19 protein-coding genes are annotated in these 15,078 nt (G+C 69.4%); 5 read left to right on the forward strand and 14 right to left on the reverse strand.

The features are described 5' to 3' along the window. Positions 1–14 precede the first annotated feature (14 nt). The 3 genes from O7621_RS28670 to O7621_RS28680 are packed head-to-tail and all read right to left on the reverse strand — an operon-like array spanning position 15 to position 1,995. Positions 15–740: a hypothetical protein gene (locus tag O7621_RS28670; protein ID WP_282232090.1), complete on the reverse strand. Its 726-nt coding sequence runs from the start codon at positions 738–740 to the stop codon at positions 15–17. Continuing rightward, on the reverse strand, positions 737–1,630 hold the full coding sequence (locus O7621_RS28675) for an ABC transporter ATP-binding protein (RefSeq protein WP_282232091.1): 894 nt from the start codon (positions 1,628–1,630) through the stop codon (positions 737–739). The genes O7621_RS28670 and O7621_RS28675 overlap by 4 nt, the downstream gene beginning before the upstream one ends. Continuing rightward, on the reverse strand, positions 1,627–1,995 hold the full coding sequence (locus tag O7621_RS28680) for a GntR family transcriptional regulator (protein WP_282232092.1): 369 nt from the start codon (positions 1,993–1,995) through the stop codon (positions 1,627–1,629). Before O7621_RS28680 ends, O7621_RS28675 begins: the two co-directional genes overlap by 4 nt. A 146-nt stretch (positions 1,996–2,141) precedes the next feature. Here O7621_RS28680 and O7621_RS28685 point away from each other — a divergent pair, with 146 nt between their 5' ends. Together O7621_RS28685 and O7621_RS28690 are read left to right on the forward strand one after the other, a co-directional pair. Then, on the forward strand, positions 2,142–3,002 hold the full coding sequence (locus O7621_RS28685; RefSeq protein WP_282232093.1) for an ABC transporter ATP-binding protein: 861 nt from the start codon (positions 2,142–2,144) through the stop codon (positions 3,000–3,002). 29 nt (positions 3,003–3,031) lie between these two features. Continuing rightward, positions 3,032–3,874: an ABC transporter permease gene (locus tag O7621_RS28690; protein WP_282234779.1), complete on the forward strand. Its 843-nt coding sequence runs from the start codon at positions 3,032–3,034 to the stop codon at positions 3,872–3,874. Positions 3,875–4,037: 163 nt separating this feature from the next. Here the strand turns inward: O7621_RS28690 and O7621_RS28695 are convergent, their stop codons facing one another. The 3 genes from O7621_RS28695 to O7621_RS28705 all read right to left on the reverse strand — a co-directional run bounded on the left by O7621_RS28695 (position 4,038) and on the right by O7621_RS28705 (position 5,467). Further along, a complete protein-coding gene (locus O7621_RS28695) occupies positions 4,038–4,592 on the reverse strand; it encodes an AAA family ATPase (protein ID WP_282232094.1) in 555 nt (184 codons plus the stop codon). Positions 4,593–4,882: 290 nt separating this feature from the next. Then, the gene (locus tag O7621_RS28700; RefSeq protein WP_281551357.1) at positions 4,883–5,101 is read right to left on the reverse strand and encodes a winged helix-turn-helix domain-containing protein; all 219 of its coding nucleotides are present in this window, start codon (positions 5,099–5,101) and stop codon (positions 4,883–4,885) included. 171 nt (positions 5,102–5,272) lie between these two features. After that, complete coding sequence (locus tag O7621_RS28705) at positions 5,273–5,467, reverse strand: hypothetical protein (RefSeq protein ID WP_278171167.1); 195 nt, start codon at positions 5,465–5,467, stop codon at positions 5,273–5,275. Between the two features lie 327 nt (positions 5,468–5,794). Here O7621_RS28705 and O7621_RS28710 point away from each other — a divergent pair, with 327 nt between their 5' ends. Further along, positions 5,795–6,199 (forward strand): DivIVA domain-containing protein, encoded by a 405-nt coding sequence (locus O7621_RS28710; protein WP_282232095.1) that lies wholly within the window; start codon positions 5,795–5,797, stop codon positions 6,197–6,199. Continuing rightward, positions 6,196–6,861 carry a GNAT family N-acetyltransferase gene (locus O7621_RS28715; RefSeq protein WP_282232096.1) on the forward strand — a complete coding sequence of 222 codons (666 nt, stop codon included), beginning with the start codon at positions 6,196–6,198 and terminating at the stop codon, positions 6,859–6,861. The genes O7621_RS28710 and O7621_RS28715 overlap by 4 nt, the downstream gene beginning before the upstream one ends. Before the next feature lie 13 nt (positions 6,862–6,874). On the opposite strand, the gene O7621_RS28720 is transcribed toward O7621_RS28715, so the two are convergent. From O7621_RS28720 to murA, 3 genes are all read right to left on the reverse strand, one after another. After that, positions 6,875–7,162 (reverse strand): type II toxin-antitoxin system RelE/ParE family toxin, encoded by a 288-nt coding sequence (locus O7621_RS28720; RefSeq protein ID WP_282232097.1) that lies wholly within the window; start codon positions 7,160–7,162, stop codon positions 6,875–6,877. A gap of 138 nt (positions 7,163–7,300) precedes the next feature. Then, positions 7,301–8,149: a 3-hydroxyacyl-CoA dehydrogenase family protein gene (locus tag O7621_RS28725; protein WP_282232098.1), complete on the reverse strand. Its 849-nt coding sequence runs from the start codon at positions 8,147–8,149 to the stop codon at positions 7,301–7,303. 123 nt (positions 8,150–8,272) lie between these two features. Next, positions 8,273–9,706, reverse strand: coding sequence for a UDP-N-acetylglucosamine 1-carboxyvinyltransferase (gene murA / locus O7621_RS28730; protein ID WP_282232099.1), 1,434 nt, complete (start codon positions 9,704–9,706; stop codon positions 8,273–8,275). Here murA and O7621_RS28735 point away from each other — a divergent pair. Then, positions 9,705–10,277: a cob(I)yrinic acid a,c-diamide adenosyltransferase gene (locus O7621_RS28735; RefSeq protein ID WP_278171177.1), complete on the forward strand. Its 573-nt coding sequence runs from the start codon at positions 9,705–9,707 to the stop codon at positions 10,275–10,277. The genes murA and O7621_RS28735 overlap by 2 nt on opposite strands. A gap of 252 nt (positions 10,278–10,529) precedes the next feature. Here the strand turns inward: O7621_RS28735 and O7621_RS28740 are convergent, their stop codons facing one another. The 5 genes from O7621_RS28740 to O7621_RS28760 all read right to left on the reverse strand — a co-directional run bounded on the left by O7621_RS28740 (position 10,530) and on the right by O7621_RS28760 (position 15,076). Then, a complete protein-coding gene (locus O7621_RS28740) occupies positions 10,530–10,967 on the reverse strand; it encodes a DUF2550 domain-containing protein (RefSeq protein ID WP_278171179.1) in 438 nt (145 codons plus the stop codon). A gap of 13 nt (positions 10,968–10,980) precedes the next feature. Continuing rightward, entirely contained in the window at positions 10,981–11,271 is a 291-nt protein-coding gene (locus O7621_RS28745; protein ID WP_123603387.1) for a F0F1 ATP synthase subunit epsilon, read from the reverse strand. An 85-nt stretch (positions 11,272–11,356) separates the two neighbouring features. Beyond that, positions 11,357–12,499, reverse strand: coding sequence for an LCP family protein (locus O7621_RS28750; protein WP_282232100.1), 1,143 nt, complete (start codon positions 12,497–12,499; stop codon positions 11,357–11,359). 193 nt (positions 12,500–12,692) lie between these two features. Continuing rightward, on the reverse strand, positions 12,693–14,147 hold the full coding sequence (gene atpD, locus O7621_RS28755; RefSeq protein WP_282232101.1) for a F0F1 ATP synthase subunit beta: 1,455 nt from the start codon (positions 14,145–14,147) through the stop codon (positions 12,693–12,695). Next, positions 14,147–15,076 (reverse strand): F0F1 ATP synthase subunit gamma, encoded by a 930-nt coding sequence (locus tag O7621_RS28760; protein WP_282232102.1) that lies wholly within the window; start codon positions 15,074–15,076, stop codon positions 14,147–14,149. Before O7621_RS28760 ends, atpD begins: the two co-directional genes overlap by 1 nt. Positions 15,077–15,078 lie beyond the last annotated feature (2 nt).

Here is a 15,078-nt window from a genome sequence, read left to right on the forward strand (position 1 = left end):
CTCCTCAGCTCTCCTCAGCCGGAGATCTTCTTCAGTGGCAGCCGGCGGACCAGCAGCCAGGTGACGGCACCGGCGACCAGCAGGGTCAGCAGCGCGATCGCCGTCCCGGTGCCAGCGTGTGCCTCGTCGTCAAGGCCGAGCATCCGGGCGAGGCCGAACCCGGTCCATTCGGTACGGAAGCCGATCTCGACGACGAACGCCGGCAGCAGCACCACTGGCAGCAGCAACGTCCCCCACCAGGGATTGAACAGGTGGTAGACGATCGCGGTCAGTACCCCGGCCGCCATGTAGCCCAGGTTGACCAGGCTGTACTCCAGCCAGATCGCGGCGGCGTCGCCTGCCGAACCGACCAGGTACGGCTCGGTGAGCCCGTCGAGCAGACCGAAGACGTCGAGGGTCAGGTATTCGAGGCCGAAGCCGAGCGTCGTCAGGGTGGAGAAGCCGAGGGCGTACGGCACGAGGAAGCCCCAGGAGCCGATCAGCGCGTCCCGCCGGGTGACGCCGTGGGCGACGAACATCGGCAGGTAGGTGCCGACGGCGATGATGCCGAACACGAAGGTGAACCAGCGCGGTGCCTGCAGGCCCATGTTCTGCCACATGCTCGTCTCGACCGTGCCGAACCGGGCGATCAGGCCGATGACCACGGCCCAGACCAGGTAGATGATCGTCCAGTACCACCCGGCCAGCGGCAGCGACCGGCGCAGCAGCGTACGGGTGACCTTCCAGGCGGTGGCGTTCATCGCCGGGCCTCCTTGTCCGTGGTGTCCGCCGTGAGGTGTACGAACAGGTCCTGCAGCCCGATCGGGCCGAGCTCCAGGCCGGCGGCGCGGGCGGCGGCCCGGTCGCCGTCGTCGACGGCCCCGAAGACGGTGGTGGACCGGGTGCCGCCGAGCTGCTGGCTGCCGAGCACGGTGCGTCCGGTGACGAACGCGTCGACGGCGGCGGCCGGGCCGGTCACCGCCGTCCCCCGGGCCCGCAGCGTCTCGGTCTCCTCGTGGGCGACCAGCCGGCCCCGGTGCAGCACCACCACCTCCTCGAACAGCGACCCGACCTCCTCGATCAGGTGGGTGGAGAGCACGATGGTGCGCGGGTGCGCGAGGTAGTCGTTGAGCAGTTCCTCGTAGAAGGCGTAGCGGCTGGGTGCGTCGAGGCCGAGGTATGCCTCGTCGAAGATGGTCAGCGGTGCCCGGGCGGCCAGCCCGAGGGTGACGCTGAGCGCCGACTTCATGCCCCGGCTCAGCCCGTTGAGCCGCTTGCGCATCGGCAGGTCGAACCGCTCGACCAGGCGGGCGGCGTAGTCGGCGTCCCAGTTGGGCCGCAGTGTCGCGGCGAGGTCCAGGATGCAGCCGACCCGGTCGGTGTCCTGGGCGTCGACCTTGTCCCGGACGAACGCGATCTGCGACATGATCGCCGCGTTCTCGAACGGGTCGGCGCCGCCGATGCGCGCCGTGCCGCTGGTGGCGGTCCGGAAGGCGGCCAGTACGGCGAGCAGGCTGGTCTTGCCGGAGCCGTTGCGGCCGAGCAGTCCGTAGATCTTACCCGGGGCGAGGGTGAGGTCGAGCGAGTCGACGGCGACGGTGTCGCCGTAGCGGACGGTGAGGTCGTGGGTCTCGATGCCCAGGCCGGTCACTGGTGTTCCCCTTCTGCTGCGTGTTGAATGCGGGCGACGACCTCGGTCAACGGGATGCCGATGATCCGGGCCTCGGTGACCATCGGGTCGACAACCTCGGTGAAGAACCGGTCGCGGCGCTGGCCGCGCAGCGTCTCGCGGGCGTTGGGGCTGACGAACATGCCGATGCCCCGCTTCTTGAACAGCACGCCCTCGTCGATGAGCTGGTGGAAGCCCTTGGCGGCGGTGGCGGGGTTGATCCGGTAGTAGCTGGCGTACTGGTTGGTGGACATGACCTGCTCGCCCTCCTGCAGCGCCCCGCTCAGGATGTCGTTTTTGATCTTGTCGGCTATCTGCTGATAGATCGGACTTCGATCATCGAACACGGGAGCACCTCTGGTTCACTGGTTCATTACTCGTGTAATGAACCGTAGCACCGGCGAACCAACCCAGTCCAGCCCGCCAGCGGTGTCCGTCACCACCACGACACCCGGGCGCCTTCCCCCGCACGGCAGGGGCGATAGTTGACGCCATGAGCGACAAGGCGGCGGACGCGCCGGCCATCGAGGTACGCGGGCTGCGCAAGATGTACGCCGGGACACCGGCGGTGGACGGGGTCGACCTGACCGTGCGGCGCGGCGAGGTGTTCGCTCTGCTCGGCCCGAACGGCGCTGGCAAGACCACCACCGTCGAGATCCTGGAGGGCTACCGCCGCCGCGACGCCGGCGAGGTCCGGGTGCTCGGCGTCGACCCCGACCCTGGTACGCCGCAGTGGCGCTCCCGGATCGGCATCGTGCTGCAGGGCACCGGCGAGTTCGACGAACTGACCGTCGCCGAGGTGGTCGGCCACTTCGCCGCCTTCTACCCGACACCGGACGACCCGGCGGCGGTGATCGACCGGGTCGGCCTCGCCGGCAAGGCCCGCGCCCGCACCCACACGCTGTCCGGCGGGCAGAAGCGTCGCCTCGACGTGGCGCTCGGCATCGTCGGCCGACCGGAGCTGCTCTTCCTCGACGAGCCGACCACCGGCTTCGACCCGGAGGCCCGCCGTGAGTTCTGGGAGCTGATCCGGTCACTCGCCGGTGCCGGCACCACCATCCTGCTGACCACCCACTACCTGGACGAGGCCGAAGCCCTCGCCGACCGGGTCGGGGTGATCGCCGCCGGTCGGCTCGTCGAGGTGGCACCCCCGGCCGAGCTGGGTGGTCGGCGGGACGCCCTGGCCACCGTCGCCTGGCGTACCGCCGATGGGACGGCGCATCGCGAGGAGAGCGCGACGCCGACGAAGCTGGTCGCCGAGCTGGCCGCGCGCTTCGACGGCGAGGTGCCCGGTCTGACCGTCACCCGCCCCACCCTGGAAGACGTCTACCTGCGGATGATTGGACACAAGTGAACGCGACCACCGGCGGCACCGCCGGCGCTGTGACCTCTCCAGCGGCCGGCGCCCCCGGCACCTCGGCGGCCGTCACCCGGGTCGGGCCGGCGCGGCTGGGGCTGCGGCAGGGTCGGCTGGAGATCCGGCAGTTCATGCGCAGCCGCGAGTCGGTCGTCTTCACGATGGCCTTCCCGGTCATCATGATCCTGATCTTCGCGTCGATCTTCACCGGCGAGATCACCGACGGTGTCCGGTTCACCCAGTACTTCATCACCGGCATGATCGCCACCGGGCTGATGACCGTCGGCTTCCAGAGCCTGGCCATCCAGATCCCGATCGAGCGGGACCGGGGTGTACTCAAGCGGCTGCGCGGCACCCCGATGCCGAAATGGGTCTACTTCGCCGGCAAGGTCATCATGGTGGCGGTGATCGGCTTCGCCGAAACGGTGCTCCTGCTGGCCGTTGCGACCCTGCTGTTCGACCTGCAGCTGCCGGACACGGCGTTCAAGTGGTTCACCCTGGGCTGGGTGTCGGTGCTCGGCATCACCGCCTGCACGCTGTGCGGCATCGCGTTCTCGTCGCTGGCCCGCAGCGGCCGCAGCGCCTCGGCGGTGGCCACCCCGGTGTCGCTGGTGCTGCAGTTCACCTCCGGCGTCTTCTTCGTCTTCACCGCGCTGCCCGGCTGGATGCAGCAGATCGCCGCGCTGTTCCCGCTCAAGTGGATGTGCCAGGGGCTGCGCTCGGTCTTCCTGCCGGAGGCTTTCGGCACGCAGGAGCCGGGCGGCTCGTTCGAGCTGGGCATGGTCGCGCTGGTGCTGGCCATCTGGTGCGTCATCGGCCTGGTGCTCTGCCTGACCACGTTCCGCTGGACCACCAAACGCGACGGCTGACTCCCTCTGGACCCGAGGTGCTCGCCCAAGGCTTGATGCCTCAGGTGCATCTTGATGCACCTGAGGCATCAAGCTCAACCGGTACCACCAACCCGACGAGCTGGCACGACCGCCGACACCTGGCCGTGATCGAGGACCACGACGGAATGGGACCACGGTCGGCTCACCGTCCGGCGTTCACGAAAGCGACGATCTCGTCGAGCCCAGGACGGTAGCCGTCGTTGGTGTCCACTTCGATCTCGGGTACGTCGAGTCGGACGGGCTGGAAGCCGTGGTGGCCGACAGTATGGGTCTGATGGTCACCGAGGTACGTATCGGCGTGGGCGCGCCGGGTTGCGTTTTCGTCCTGCCGCCGCTGGACGCGGTCGAAGGCCGTCTGCGCGGCGACCCGGCAGTGCACCACCCGGATGTCGGCGATTCCGATCAACGGCTGCAGGCCCGGCCGCCACAGGCGGTCCTGGAAAGCCGCCTCGGTGACCGTGGTGACCCCAGCGGTCAGCAGCAGTCGCAGCACGTTGAAGAAGGTGGGCAGGGTTCGAAGGGTCAGCTCGTCGCTCGGTGCGGCGATGATGCCGCCGGCAGTGTGGACCATGCCCTCCTTGATCTCGTCGCGGCAGATCGCCGGGCAGCCGATCCGCCGGGCGAGCAGGTAGGCAAGCGTCGTCTTGCCAGCCCCGGGTGGTCCGCTGATGACGACAAGGGTCGGCTTTGTTTCCACCACGTCGTTATAGCTCGGCCGGTGCACGGGCAGGGACGGCCCTGAGTAGTCGGCCCTGAGTAGTCATAGTCATCTACGGCCAGAAATATCCCCGCCAACTGGCCACCAGCGAAGACCGAACTGGCCACCGACACACCGCCGGCTGACGCGGATGATCATCCGCGCCCTGCCGAACGCTATCGAGGTGAGGCCTACGCACGTTATTTTCGCGTTTTAACGTGCGTAGGCCTCACCTGATCATGAACTACGGCCGCCCGAGCCACCCCTGTCCGCCCAACGCCGACACGCAGTCACTTTGGTTCGGCCACGAACACGCCGACTCCTTCGAGGGTCTCGGTCAGCCCGGTGGCACGGAGGATCATCATCGCCTTGCCGACGACGGTGTCCGAGACGTCGTACTCGCGGCAGAGCTGTGAGCGGCTGGGCAGCTTTGTGCCCGGTGGCCACTCGCCAGACTCAATCTTCGCTCGTAGCTCGTCGGCAAGAACTTGGTACTGCTGCTTGGGCATAAACACTCCCCGGATGGCATGCCCATTTGATCACGCTAACCAGCAGCAGCAACAGCGAGCAATGGGGAGGAACACGAGATACGTGAACTGTGGCGCCGGCAGCAGGTCCGCAGCCACCGCTTCCCGACGGCCCCCGGCGCGGCGGCGGCCGGGGCCTCGACCCCGGCGAGGTTAGTCCTCGCGCTGACTCGGCCGGTTGGCCGCGATCCAGGCCGCCACCTCGTCGCGGCTCCAAATGCGCATCCGGCCGTTGCCCACCACATCGATCGGCTCGGGGAAGCCTGGCCGGCGAACGATCTCCACGGCCCTCGTCCGCGACACGCCGCCGAGCATCGTGGCGATGTCTGCCAGGGCGACGAGCTTCACGACCTGAACGTAGGTCGGCAAGGTGTTACTACTTCAGCACTTACCGACTTGACACTGTCGAAGTGATAAGTGAGGCTGTTGGGCACATAGATGAGCCCGTGAGTGACAGCGGTCGGGGCGGGTAGCGAGTCACGCCGTTGGGCGTCCCGGCCCCGAAGGTTCGCCCTGGTCGCCGTACCGCCGAGGAGGGCTGCGGTGATCGGGGAGGGGTGGCCCCACCGGCATCGGCAAGCGGCAGGGCCACCCCGTCCACCCGTCACCGGCAACCCGGCACACGAATGAACGGAACCACCAGCGGCAGTAGCGAGCAATGGGGAGGAAGACGAGATGCGTGAACTGTGGCGCCGGTGGCAGGTCCGCCGGCGACGACGCACCATGGCCACCACACCACCGGCTACCTGGCCCGCCGGCAGCGCCACCGGCGTCTACCGGGCACCCGGCAACCCCGCCGGCCACAATCAGCGCGGGTCGGCGTACCGGCCGATCCGGCCCTGGCAGGTCCGCAGCCACCGCTTCCCGACGGTCGCCCGGCGCGGCGGCGGCCGGGGCCTCGACCCCGGCGAGGTCGCCGCGTTCCTCGACCGCGTCGCCCACGACCTTGGCATCGTGTACGCCGAACTCGAACGCACCTGGGAACAGAACGACCGGATCAAGGACGCGCTGCGCCGCTGGCAGTCCGCCCAGGCAACGCCCACTCGGCACGGCGTCTACCAGGCCGGCGCGCGCCGGTGACCGGGTCGACGCCAGCGGCCGGCAGCCGTGGCGGTCCGGCGCTGACCGTACGGACCGCCACGGCCGCCGACGTCGAACCCCTGGCCGAGTTGTTGGCGCAGGCGTGTGTGCTGGACCCGGTGGTGTCCTGGCTGATCAACGACCACGCGTTGCGGTACCTGACGATGCACCGGTTCTTCGCCGCCGAGCTGAGGTACGCCGTACGGCACGGCATCGTCGACGTGGTCGGGCACTGCGACGGCGTGGCGATCTGGTACCCGCACCCGGCAGACCGGCTCCTGTCGGCGGAACATCAGCGGCGCCGGTTGCGGGCCTGCGGTGACCGGCACGGCCCGTACGCGCACTACACCTTCACCGCCGGCCGCCTGGAACCGACCGGCCGACACCACCACCTGGCGTTCCTGGCGGCGGCGCCGTGGCTACGCCGCCAAGGCATCGGGTCGGCGCTGCTCACCGCGCATCATGCCCGGCTGGACCGGATCGGCATGCCGGCGGTGGTCGAGGCGAGCAGTCCACGGTCCCAGGCGTTCCACCTGCGCAACGGCTACCGGATCGTCCGGGTGGCGCACCTGCCGGCCGGCGGGCCGCCGCTATGGGCGATGCGCCGCTCCGGCGACCCGGTCGACCAACCACCTCTGGCAGCAGCACTACGCGTCAGCTGAACCGATGCGACTGCTACGGACGGTAGACATCCGTTTGGTGATCGATGCGGGTAACATGAACCGTTCGGTTGTCCTCGTCGATCCGGTAGATCACCCGATACGCGCCGCGTCGTGCCGAGTGATAATCGGTCAGTTCGCGGGTCAACGGCTTGCCGACCACATAGGGCCTTTCCAGCAACGGGCCGGTCAGGAACTGACCGACGGCCATCGCGACGACCAGCGGCAGGCCGACAGGTGGTCCCTTGGTCAGGGCTCGCCGGGCAGCGGGCGCTACGGAAAGTCGGTACGCCTCGTCGCTCACTGCTGTTCGCGCTCCGCGCGGTCAGCAAGCTGGCGCAGTAGTTCGTCAGCGTCGACGCCGTGGCCAGCGGCGCGCGGGCCTTCACCCCCGGCCTGAAGGCCGGAGCACTGGCCCGCGTTCCGGTAGCTGGCGTCGAGGTCAGTAGGTGTAGAAGCCCTGGCCGGTCTTGCGGCCCAGGTCGCCGGCGGTGACCATCCGCTGCAGCAGCTCCGGCGGGAAGAACTTCTCGTCGGCGGTGTCGGCGTAGATGTTCTTCGCCGCGTGCAGCAACACGTCCGCGCCGGTCAGGTCGGTAGTGGCCAGCGGCCCCATCGCGTGACCGAAGCCCAGCTTGCAGGCGGTGTCGAGGTCCTCGGCGGAGACCACGCCGGACTCGACGAGCTTGACCGCCTCGACGACCAGCGCGGCGATCAGCCGGGTGGTGACGAAGCCGGCGATGTCCCGGTTGACCACCACGCAGGTCTTGCCGATCTCCTCGGCGAACGCCTTCGCGGTGGCCAGCGTCGCGTCCGAGGTCTTGTAGCCGCGGACCAGCTCGCACAGCTTCATCATCGGCACCGGGGAGAAGAAGTGGGTACCGACCACCGATTCGGGGCGTTCGGTGACCGCGGCGATCTGGGTCACCGGGATCGCCGACGTGTTGGTCGCCAGCACCGCGTCCGCCTTGCAGATCTTGTCGAGTGCCCGGAACACCTCATGCTTGATCTCGATGCGCTCGAAGACGGCCTCGACGACCACGTCCGCGTCGGCCGCTGCCTCCAGCTCGGTGGTGGTGGTGATCCGGCCCATCGTCGATTCGACGTCATCGGCGCTGATCACGCCCTTGCCGGCGAACTTGTCCAGGGACTGGCGGATGCCGGCGACGCCCCGGGAGGTCGCCGCGTCGTCCAGGTCGCGCAGGATGACCCGCCAGCCCGCCTGGGCGGCAACCTGGGCGATGCCCGAGCCCATCAACCCCGCGCCGATCACTGCCAGCTGACCTGCCATCTCTTCATCTCCTCGTCCACGCGCCTCGACCGGATGTGCCAGCTGGCAGCTTATCCGGCGCACCTGAACGATCGCTAACCCGGTAGGGGCGGTCAGCCGCTGGCCGTACGGCACACCCAGCGGTCAGCCGGCCGGTGCCCCGGACAGCCGCTGCACCTGGACGCCGAGCGAGCACAGGTCGGCCACATAGTTCGGGTAGCCCCGGTCGATGTGGTGCACGTCGGCGATCTCGGTGACCCCTTCGGCGCAGAGCCCGGCGATCACCAGCCCGGCTCCGGCCCGGATGTCGGTCGCCCGTACCCGGCCGCCGACCAGCCGTTCCCGGCCGCGTACCACCGCGTGATGGCCGTCGGTCCTGATGTCCGCGCCCAGCCGCAGCAGTTCGTCGACGAACTGGAACCGGCCGTCGAAGATGTTCTCGGTGACCAGTGACGCGCCCTCGCTGACCGAGGCCAGGCCGATCGCCATCGGCAGCAGGTCGGTGGCGAAGCCGGGGAACGGCAGGGTGACCACGTCCACCGCCCTCGGCCGACGTTCCATCCGTACCCGGAAACCGTCGCCGGTGGTGTCGACGGTGGCCCCGGAGGCCGCCACCTTGTCGAGGGCGACCGCCAGGAACGACGGGTCGACGCCGCGTACGGTGACGTCGCCGCGGGTCATCGCGGCGGCGAACGCCCAGGTGCCGGCGACGATCCGGTCGCCGATGGTGGAGTGGCGGACCGGCCGCAGCTCCGGCACACCCTCGATCCGCAGGGTGGCGGTGCCGGCGCCGTCGATCTGGGCGCCCATCTCGGTGAGCATCGCGCAGATGTCGACGATCTCCGGCTCGCGGGCAGCGTTGTCGATCTCGGTGGTCCCATCGGCCAGCACCGCCGCCATCACCAGGTTCTCGGTGGCGCCGACGCTCGGGAAGTCCAGCCAGATCGTCGCGCCGTGCAGACCCCGCGCGGCCGAGGCGACGACCAGGCCGTCGGCGGCGGAGATCTCGGCGCCCATCCGGGCCAGGCCGGCGACGTGCATGTCGAGCCCGCGCGAGCCGATCGCGTCGCCGCCCGGTTGGGCGACGGTGACGCGTCCGCACCGGGCCAGCAGCGGGCCGAGCACGCAGATCGACGCCCGCAGCCGGCGGACCAGATCGACGTCGGGCTGACAGCTGGGTGCCGGCGGCACGTCGATGGTCACCGTGTCGGCGCGTGGCGAGCCGGCAACCGGCCGCAAACCAGCAGCCGACCGCGAGCCGGCGACCAACGACGGTCCGGTGACCGACAGCGGGTCGGCCTCGCTCATGGTGACTTCGCAGCCGAGTCCGCGCAGCACGTCGGCCATGATGGCGATGTCGGTGATCCGCGGCACGTTGCCGATCACCGTCCGGCCCGGTGCCAGCAACGCCGCCGCCATCAGTTTCAACGCCGAGTTCTTCGCGCCCTCCACCGGCACCGTCCCGGCGAGCCGACTACCGCCGCCGACCCGGATGACGTCCCCGGACGCGGCCGGCAGCAGAGCTGGCTCGACGGTGGCGCTGCCGGCGCGGCTGAGAATCCGTACCCTGTCGCTCATGGCCGTCCACCTCACCCGCATCTACACCAAGGCCGGGGACACCGGCACGACCAGGTTGAGCAACAACGAACAGGTCGCCAAGACCGACCCGCGGATCTGCGCGTACGCCGACGTCGACGAATGCAACGCCGCGCTCGGTGTCGCCCTCGCCCTCGGCGATCTCGACGAGACGCTACGTGGGATGCTCGGGCAGATCCAGAACGACCTGTTCGACGTCGGCGCCGACCTGGCCACCCCGGTCGAGCCGGAACCGGCGTACCCGCCGCTGCGGGTGACCGAGGCGTACGTCACCCGGCTGGAGGGGTGGTGCGACGAGCACAACTCACGGCTGGCCAAGCTCGACTCCTTCGTCCTGCCAGGCGGTACCCCCGGTGCCGCGCTGCTCCACGTGGCCCGCACCGTCGCTCGGCGGGCCGAGCGTTCGGCATGGGCGCTGATCACCCACGAACCGGAACGAACTAGTGCTCTTCCGGCAAAGTATCTCAATCGTCTCTCGGATCTGCTCTTCATCTTGTCCAGAACCGCAAACCCGGACGGCGACGTGCTGTGGAAACCGGGCGGCGGGCGCTGATCTCGACAAGATCGCGAATCAGCCGATGGCCGGACTGCACCACGTGGAGCTGTGGGTACCCGATCTGTCCGGGGCTGAACCGGGCTGGTCCTGGCTGCTGGGTGAACTCGGCTGGCAGGCGTACCAACGCTGGCCGGCCGCTCCTGGCGGTACGGCACGACGTACCTGGTGTTGGAGGAGTCCCCGGCGTTCACCACCCGGCGGCGCCGGCCACGGGGGGTCGCTGCTGTTCGCCGGATGCGCCTTGAGAGGTCAGGCGGCGAGGCTGCGTGAGCTGCCGCCCGGCAGGCTCGCCTCGAGCCAGGAGCTGAAGCCGGTGACCGTCGACTCCGCCATGGCGATCTCGACCGGTGCGTGGTGGCTGGTGCACCGCAGGATCACCCAGTCGTGCGGCAACGCGAGCCGCTCCTGCCCGCGCGGGCTGCGCCGGCTCTCCACGGCCAGGCCGTGCCGGGACAGCACCCGTTTGGGCCGCAGCGCGAAACTGAACATCCGGTACCAGCGCAGCTCATCACCGGCGAACCGGCCGAATCCGGACGACCAGCCACGGCCGTCGACCATGGTGGAGACCCGGAAGCTCAACTTGATGGTGCCGCGCACCCGGACGACCAGCGCCCGCCGGACGAACAGCACCAGGATCGCGGCGAGCAGGATCAGTACGCCGATCCCGAACCATTGGATGGTCGACATCGACGCAGCCCGCTCAGTGTCCGGACGCGGTGGCGGGGGCGGCCGGAGTGGCTTCCTCCGCGAGAATCGTCACTCCGTTGGTGGTCACTGAGAGGAACCCGCCAGCGACGTCGTAGGCGAGCTGCTCCCGCCCCGGCAGCGTGATCCGCACCTGGCCGGGCTCGGCGAGCTGGCCGAGCATCGGCGCGTGGCCGGGCAGGACGCCGAGCTCGCCCTCGGTGGTGCGGGCGATCACCATCTCGGCCTCACCGGACCAGACCATCTCCTCGACGGCGACGAGTTCGACGTGCAGTTGCTTGGCCAACGCGGACTCCTTTGATGGCGAGGACCACCCGAGTTTAATCGGGGCGATGCGCGGACTCCCAGCCGGGTGCCCGCCGGAGCACCGGTTACTTTTCGCGATTGACCAGTTCAGGACGGGTCAACACGAACTGGTCGAGAGTGCCGGCCCGCAACGCGGCGAGGCATTCGTCGGCGTCGTCGGTGAACCGCTCCCCCTGATACCCGCCGCCCGGGTCGGTGACGGCCACGCCCGGCAGGTCCAGCATGACGATGTCGTCGGCACGCAGTTGGCGCAGCGCCAACGCGAAGTCGACCAGCGACCGGCCCCGGGTGCCCACCACCACCGCCTCACCGGCGGCGTCCAGCACCGCGGTCAACCGACCCGGTTCGGTGATCAGATCCCGGCTGATCACCTGCTCGGCCAACGCCCGGACGAGCTGCCGTTGGTGCCGCTGCCGGCCGTAGTCGCCGTCCGGCAGGCTCTCCCGCTGCCGGACGTAGTCCAACGCCTGCCAACCGTTGAGCCGCTGCTCCCCCTGCTTGTACTCGGCCTGCGGACCGACGTACCCGGGGCCGTCGGGATTGCCCGGCCGCGGCCGGCCGTCCGGTTGGCGGTGCGCCGAGCGCACATCGACGTCAATGGTCATCCGTACCCCACCGACCGCGTCGACCAGGCGTTCCAGGCCGGCGAAGTTGACGATCACACCGGCGTCGAACCGGTCGATCCCGGTGCGGGCCGAGACCGTCGCCGCGAGCAGTTGAAATCCGGTCACCGGGTCCGGGTACTCGGCACCGGGCACCCGGCTGCCGTACGCCATCGCGGCGTTGATCCGGTCGACGCCGCCCGGGTGGCCGCTGACACCGAATGCCGGGACGTCCACCAGCAGGTCCCGGGGCAGCGAGATCAGGTACGCCCGGGACAGCCCGCTCGGCACGTGCACCAGCAGCACGGTGTCGGCCCGGGGCGCCTTCTCCGGCTGGTCGGTCGGCCGGTCGATGCCGGCCACCAGCAGGTTGACCGGGCCGGTGAGCCGGTCGTCCGGAGCGCTGTCCACACCGGTGCCGACGCCGACGTCGCCGAACAGGTCCGCGGTGGGTACGGCGGCCGCATACCGGTCGGCGACGGTGCGGCTGAGCACCACCACGGCCCCACCGGCGAGAAGCAGACCGACGAGTACGGCGAGCAACGCCAGCCGTTCCGGCCGGCTCAGCCTCGCTGGGCGTGCCCGGGTCCGATCCGGTTGCGTCATGCTCCGCCCCCCGTCCGCCGCAGAGCCGGTCGGGTACCCCGGATGGCCGTCGACAAACGCGACGAGCGCCCCGCCGCAGTGGCGGGGCGCTCGTGAACGACCGGGGCGGCTAGCGCCGTCGTCAGCTCTTCCTCCAAGCCGACGGCTGGCGCCGTCGTCAGCTCTTCCTCCAAGCCGACGGCTGGCGCCGTCGTCAGCTCTTCATGAGTTCCTGAGCGTTGCGCTCCAGGTCGTCGAGCCCACCGCACATGAAGAAGGCCTGCTCGGGGAAGTGGTCGTACTCCCCTTCACTGATCTTGCGGAAGGCTTCGATGGTGTCCTTCACCGGCACGTACGAACCCTTGATGCCGGTGAAGACCTCGGCCGCGTAGGTGTTCTGCGACAGGAACCGCTCGATCCGGCGGGCCCGGGAGACGGTGATCTTGTCTTCCTCGGAGAGCTCCTCCATACCGAGGATGGCGATGATGTCCTGCAGGTCCTTGTACTTCTGCAGGATCCGCTTCACCTCGGAAGCCACCGCGTAGTGCTCCTGGCCGACGAACTCCGGGGCGAGGATCCGCGACGAGGACGCCAGCGGGTCCACCGCCGGGTAGATGCCCTTGTCGGAGATGGACCGCTCCAGGTTGGTCGTGGCGTCCAGGTGGGCGAAGGTGGTGGCCGGCGCCGGGTCGGTGTAGTCGTCGGCGGGCACGTAGATCGCCTGCATCGAGGTGATCGCCTGGCCCCGGACCGAAGTGATCCGCTCCTGCAGCTCACCCATCTCGTCGGCCAGGGTGGGCTGGTAACCCACCGCGGACGGCATCCGGCCGAGCAGCGTGGAGACCTCGGAACCGGCCTGGGTGAACCGGAAGATGTTGTCGATGAACAGCAGCACTTCCTGCTTCTGCACGTCCCGGAAGTACTCGGCCATGGTCAGCGCGGCGAGCGCGACCCGCAACCGGGTACCCGGCGGCTCGTCCATCTGGCCGTAGACCAACGCGGTCTTGTCGATGACGCCGGACTCGGTCATCTCGTGGATCAGGTCGTTACCCTCACGGGTCCGCTCCCCGACGCCGGCGAAGACCGACGTACCACCGAAGTTGTTCGCGACCCGGATGATCATCTCCTGGATGAGCACCGTCTTGCCCACGCCGGCACCGCCGAACAGGCCGATCTTGCCGCCCTTGACGTACGGGGCGAGCAGGTCGAGCACCTTGATGCCGGTCTCCAGCATCTCGGTCTTCGGCTCCAGGTCGGCGAACGCCGGCGCCTTCTGGTGGATCGACCGGCGCTCGGTCACCTGCAGCGTCTCGCCCTCGGCCAGGTTGAGGCACTCACCGATGGTGTTGAACACCCGGCCCTTGATGCCGTCACCGACCGGCACCATGATCGGCGAACCGGTGTCGCGGACCTCCGCGCCCCGGACCATGCCGTCGGTCGGCTGCATCGAGATGGCCCGGATGACGTTGTCGCCGAGGTGCTGGGCGACCTCGAGGGTCAGGGTCCGCTCGCCGCCGGCAAGCGCGACGTCCACGTGCAGGGCGTTGAAGATGTCGGGCATCGCGTCGCGCGGGAACTCGGCGTCGACGACCGGGCCGATGACCCGGACCACGCGGCCGGTAGCCGATGCGGTCGCTCCGGTTGCCTGGGTTTCTACAGAGGCAGTCATCACACTTCACTTCCCGCCGCCGCGAGCGCGTTGGCGCCGCCGACGATCTCGCTGATCTCCTGAGTGATCCCGGCCTGACGCGCCGAGTTCATTAGCCGCGTGTACTTCTCGATCATTTCCTCGGCGTTGTCGGTGGCGCTCTTCATCGCCCGCCGCCGGGCCGCCGATTCACTCGCCGCCGATTCGACCAGTGCCGCGTAGATCCGGGTGTTGATGTACTTCGGCAGCAACGCGTCGAGCAGCGCCTCGGCGTTCGGCTCGAACTCGTACGCCGGCAGCACCCCAGCGGCGTCCCTCGGCTCGTCCTTGACCTCCATCGGGCCGAGGATCCGGGGCACCGGGGTCTGCGTCATCAGCGACTTGAACTCGGTGGAGACGATGTGCAGTTCGTCCACCCCGAGCACCTGGTCGGCCCCGCCGCCGTCGGTGTCGTCCGCGCCGCGCTGGAACGCCGCGATCAGCGTCTGGCCGACCTCGCGGGCGTCGGCGAAGCCGGGCTGCTCGGAGAAGCCGGTCCAGCTCGCTTCGATCGGCCGGTTACGGAACCGGTAGTACGAGACGCCCTTACGGCCGATCACGTACAGCACCGGTTCCTTGCCGTCGGCCTTCAGCCGCTCGATGAGCGACTCCGCTGTCTTGATCGCGTTGGTGCTGTACCCGCCGGCCAGGCCCCGGTCGCTGGTGACCACGAGCACACCGGCCCGGCGCACCTTCGGACGTGCGGTCAGCAGCGGATGGTCGACCGAGGCATTGGAGGCCAGCGCGGTGAGCACACCGGTGATCGCGTTGGCGTACGGCAGCGAGGCCGCCACCCGCGCCTGGGCCTTGGCGACCCGACTCGTCGCGACGAGCTCCATCGCCTTGGTGATCTTCTTCATCGACTTCGCCGAGCGAATCCGCTGGCGGAGTACCCGAACCTGCGCTGGCATCC

The organism is Solwaraspora sp. WMMD937 (assembly GCF_029581175.1).
Classification (GTDB): domain Bacteria; phylum Actinomycetota; class Actinomycetes; order Mycobacteriales; family Micromonosporaceae; genus Micromonospora_E.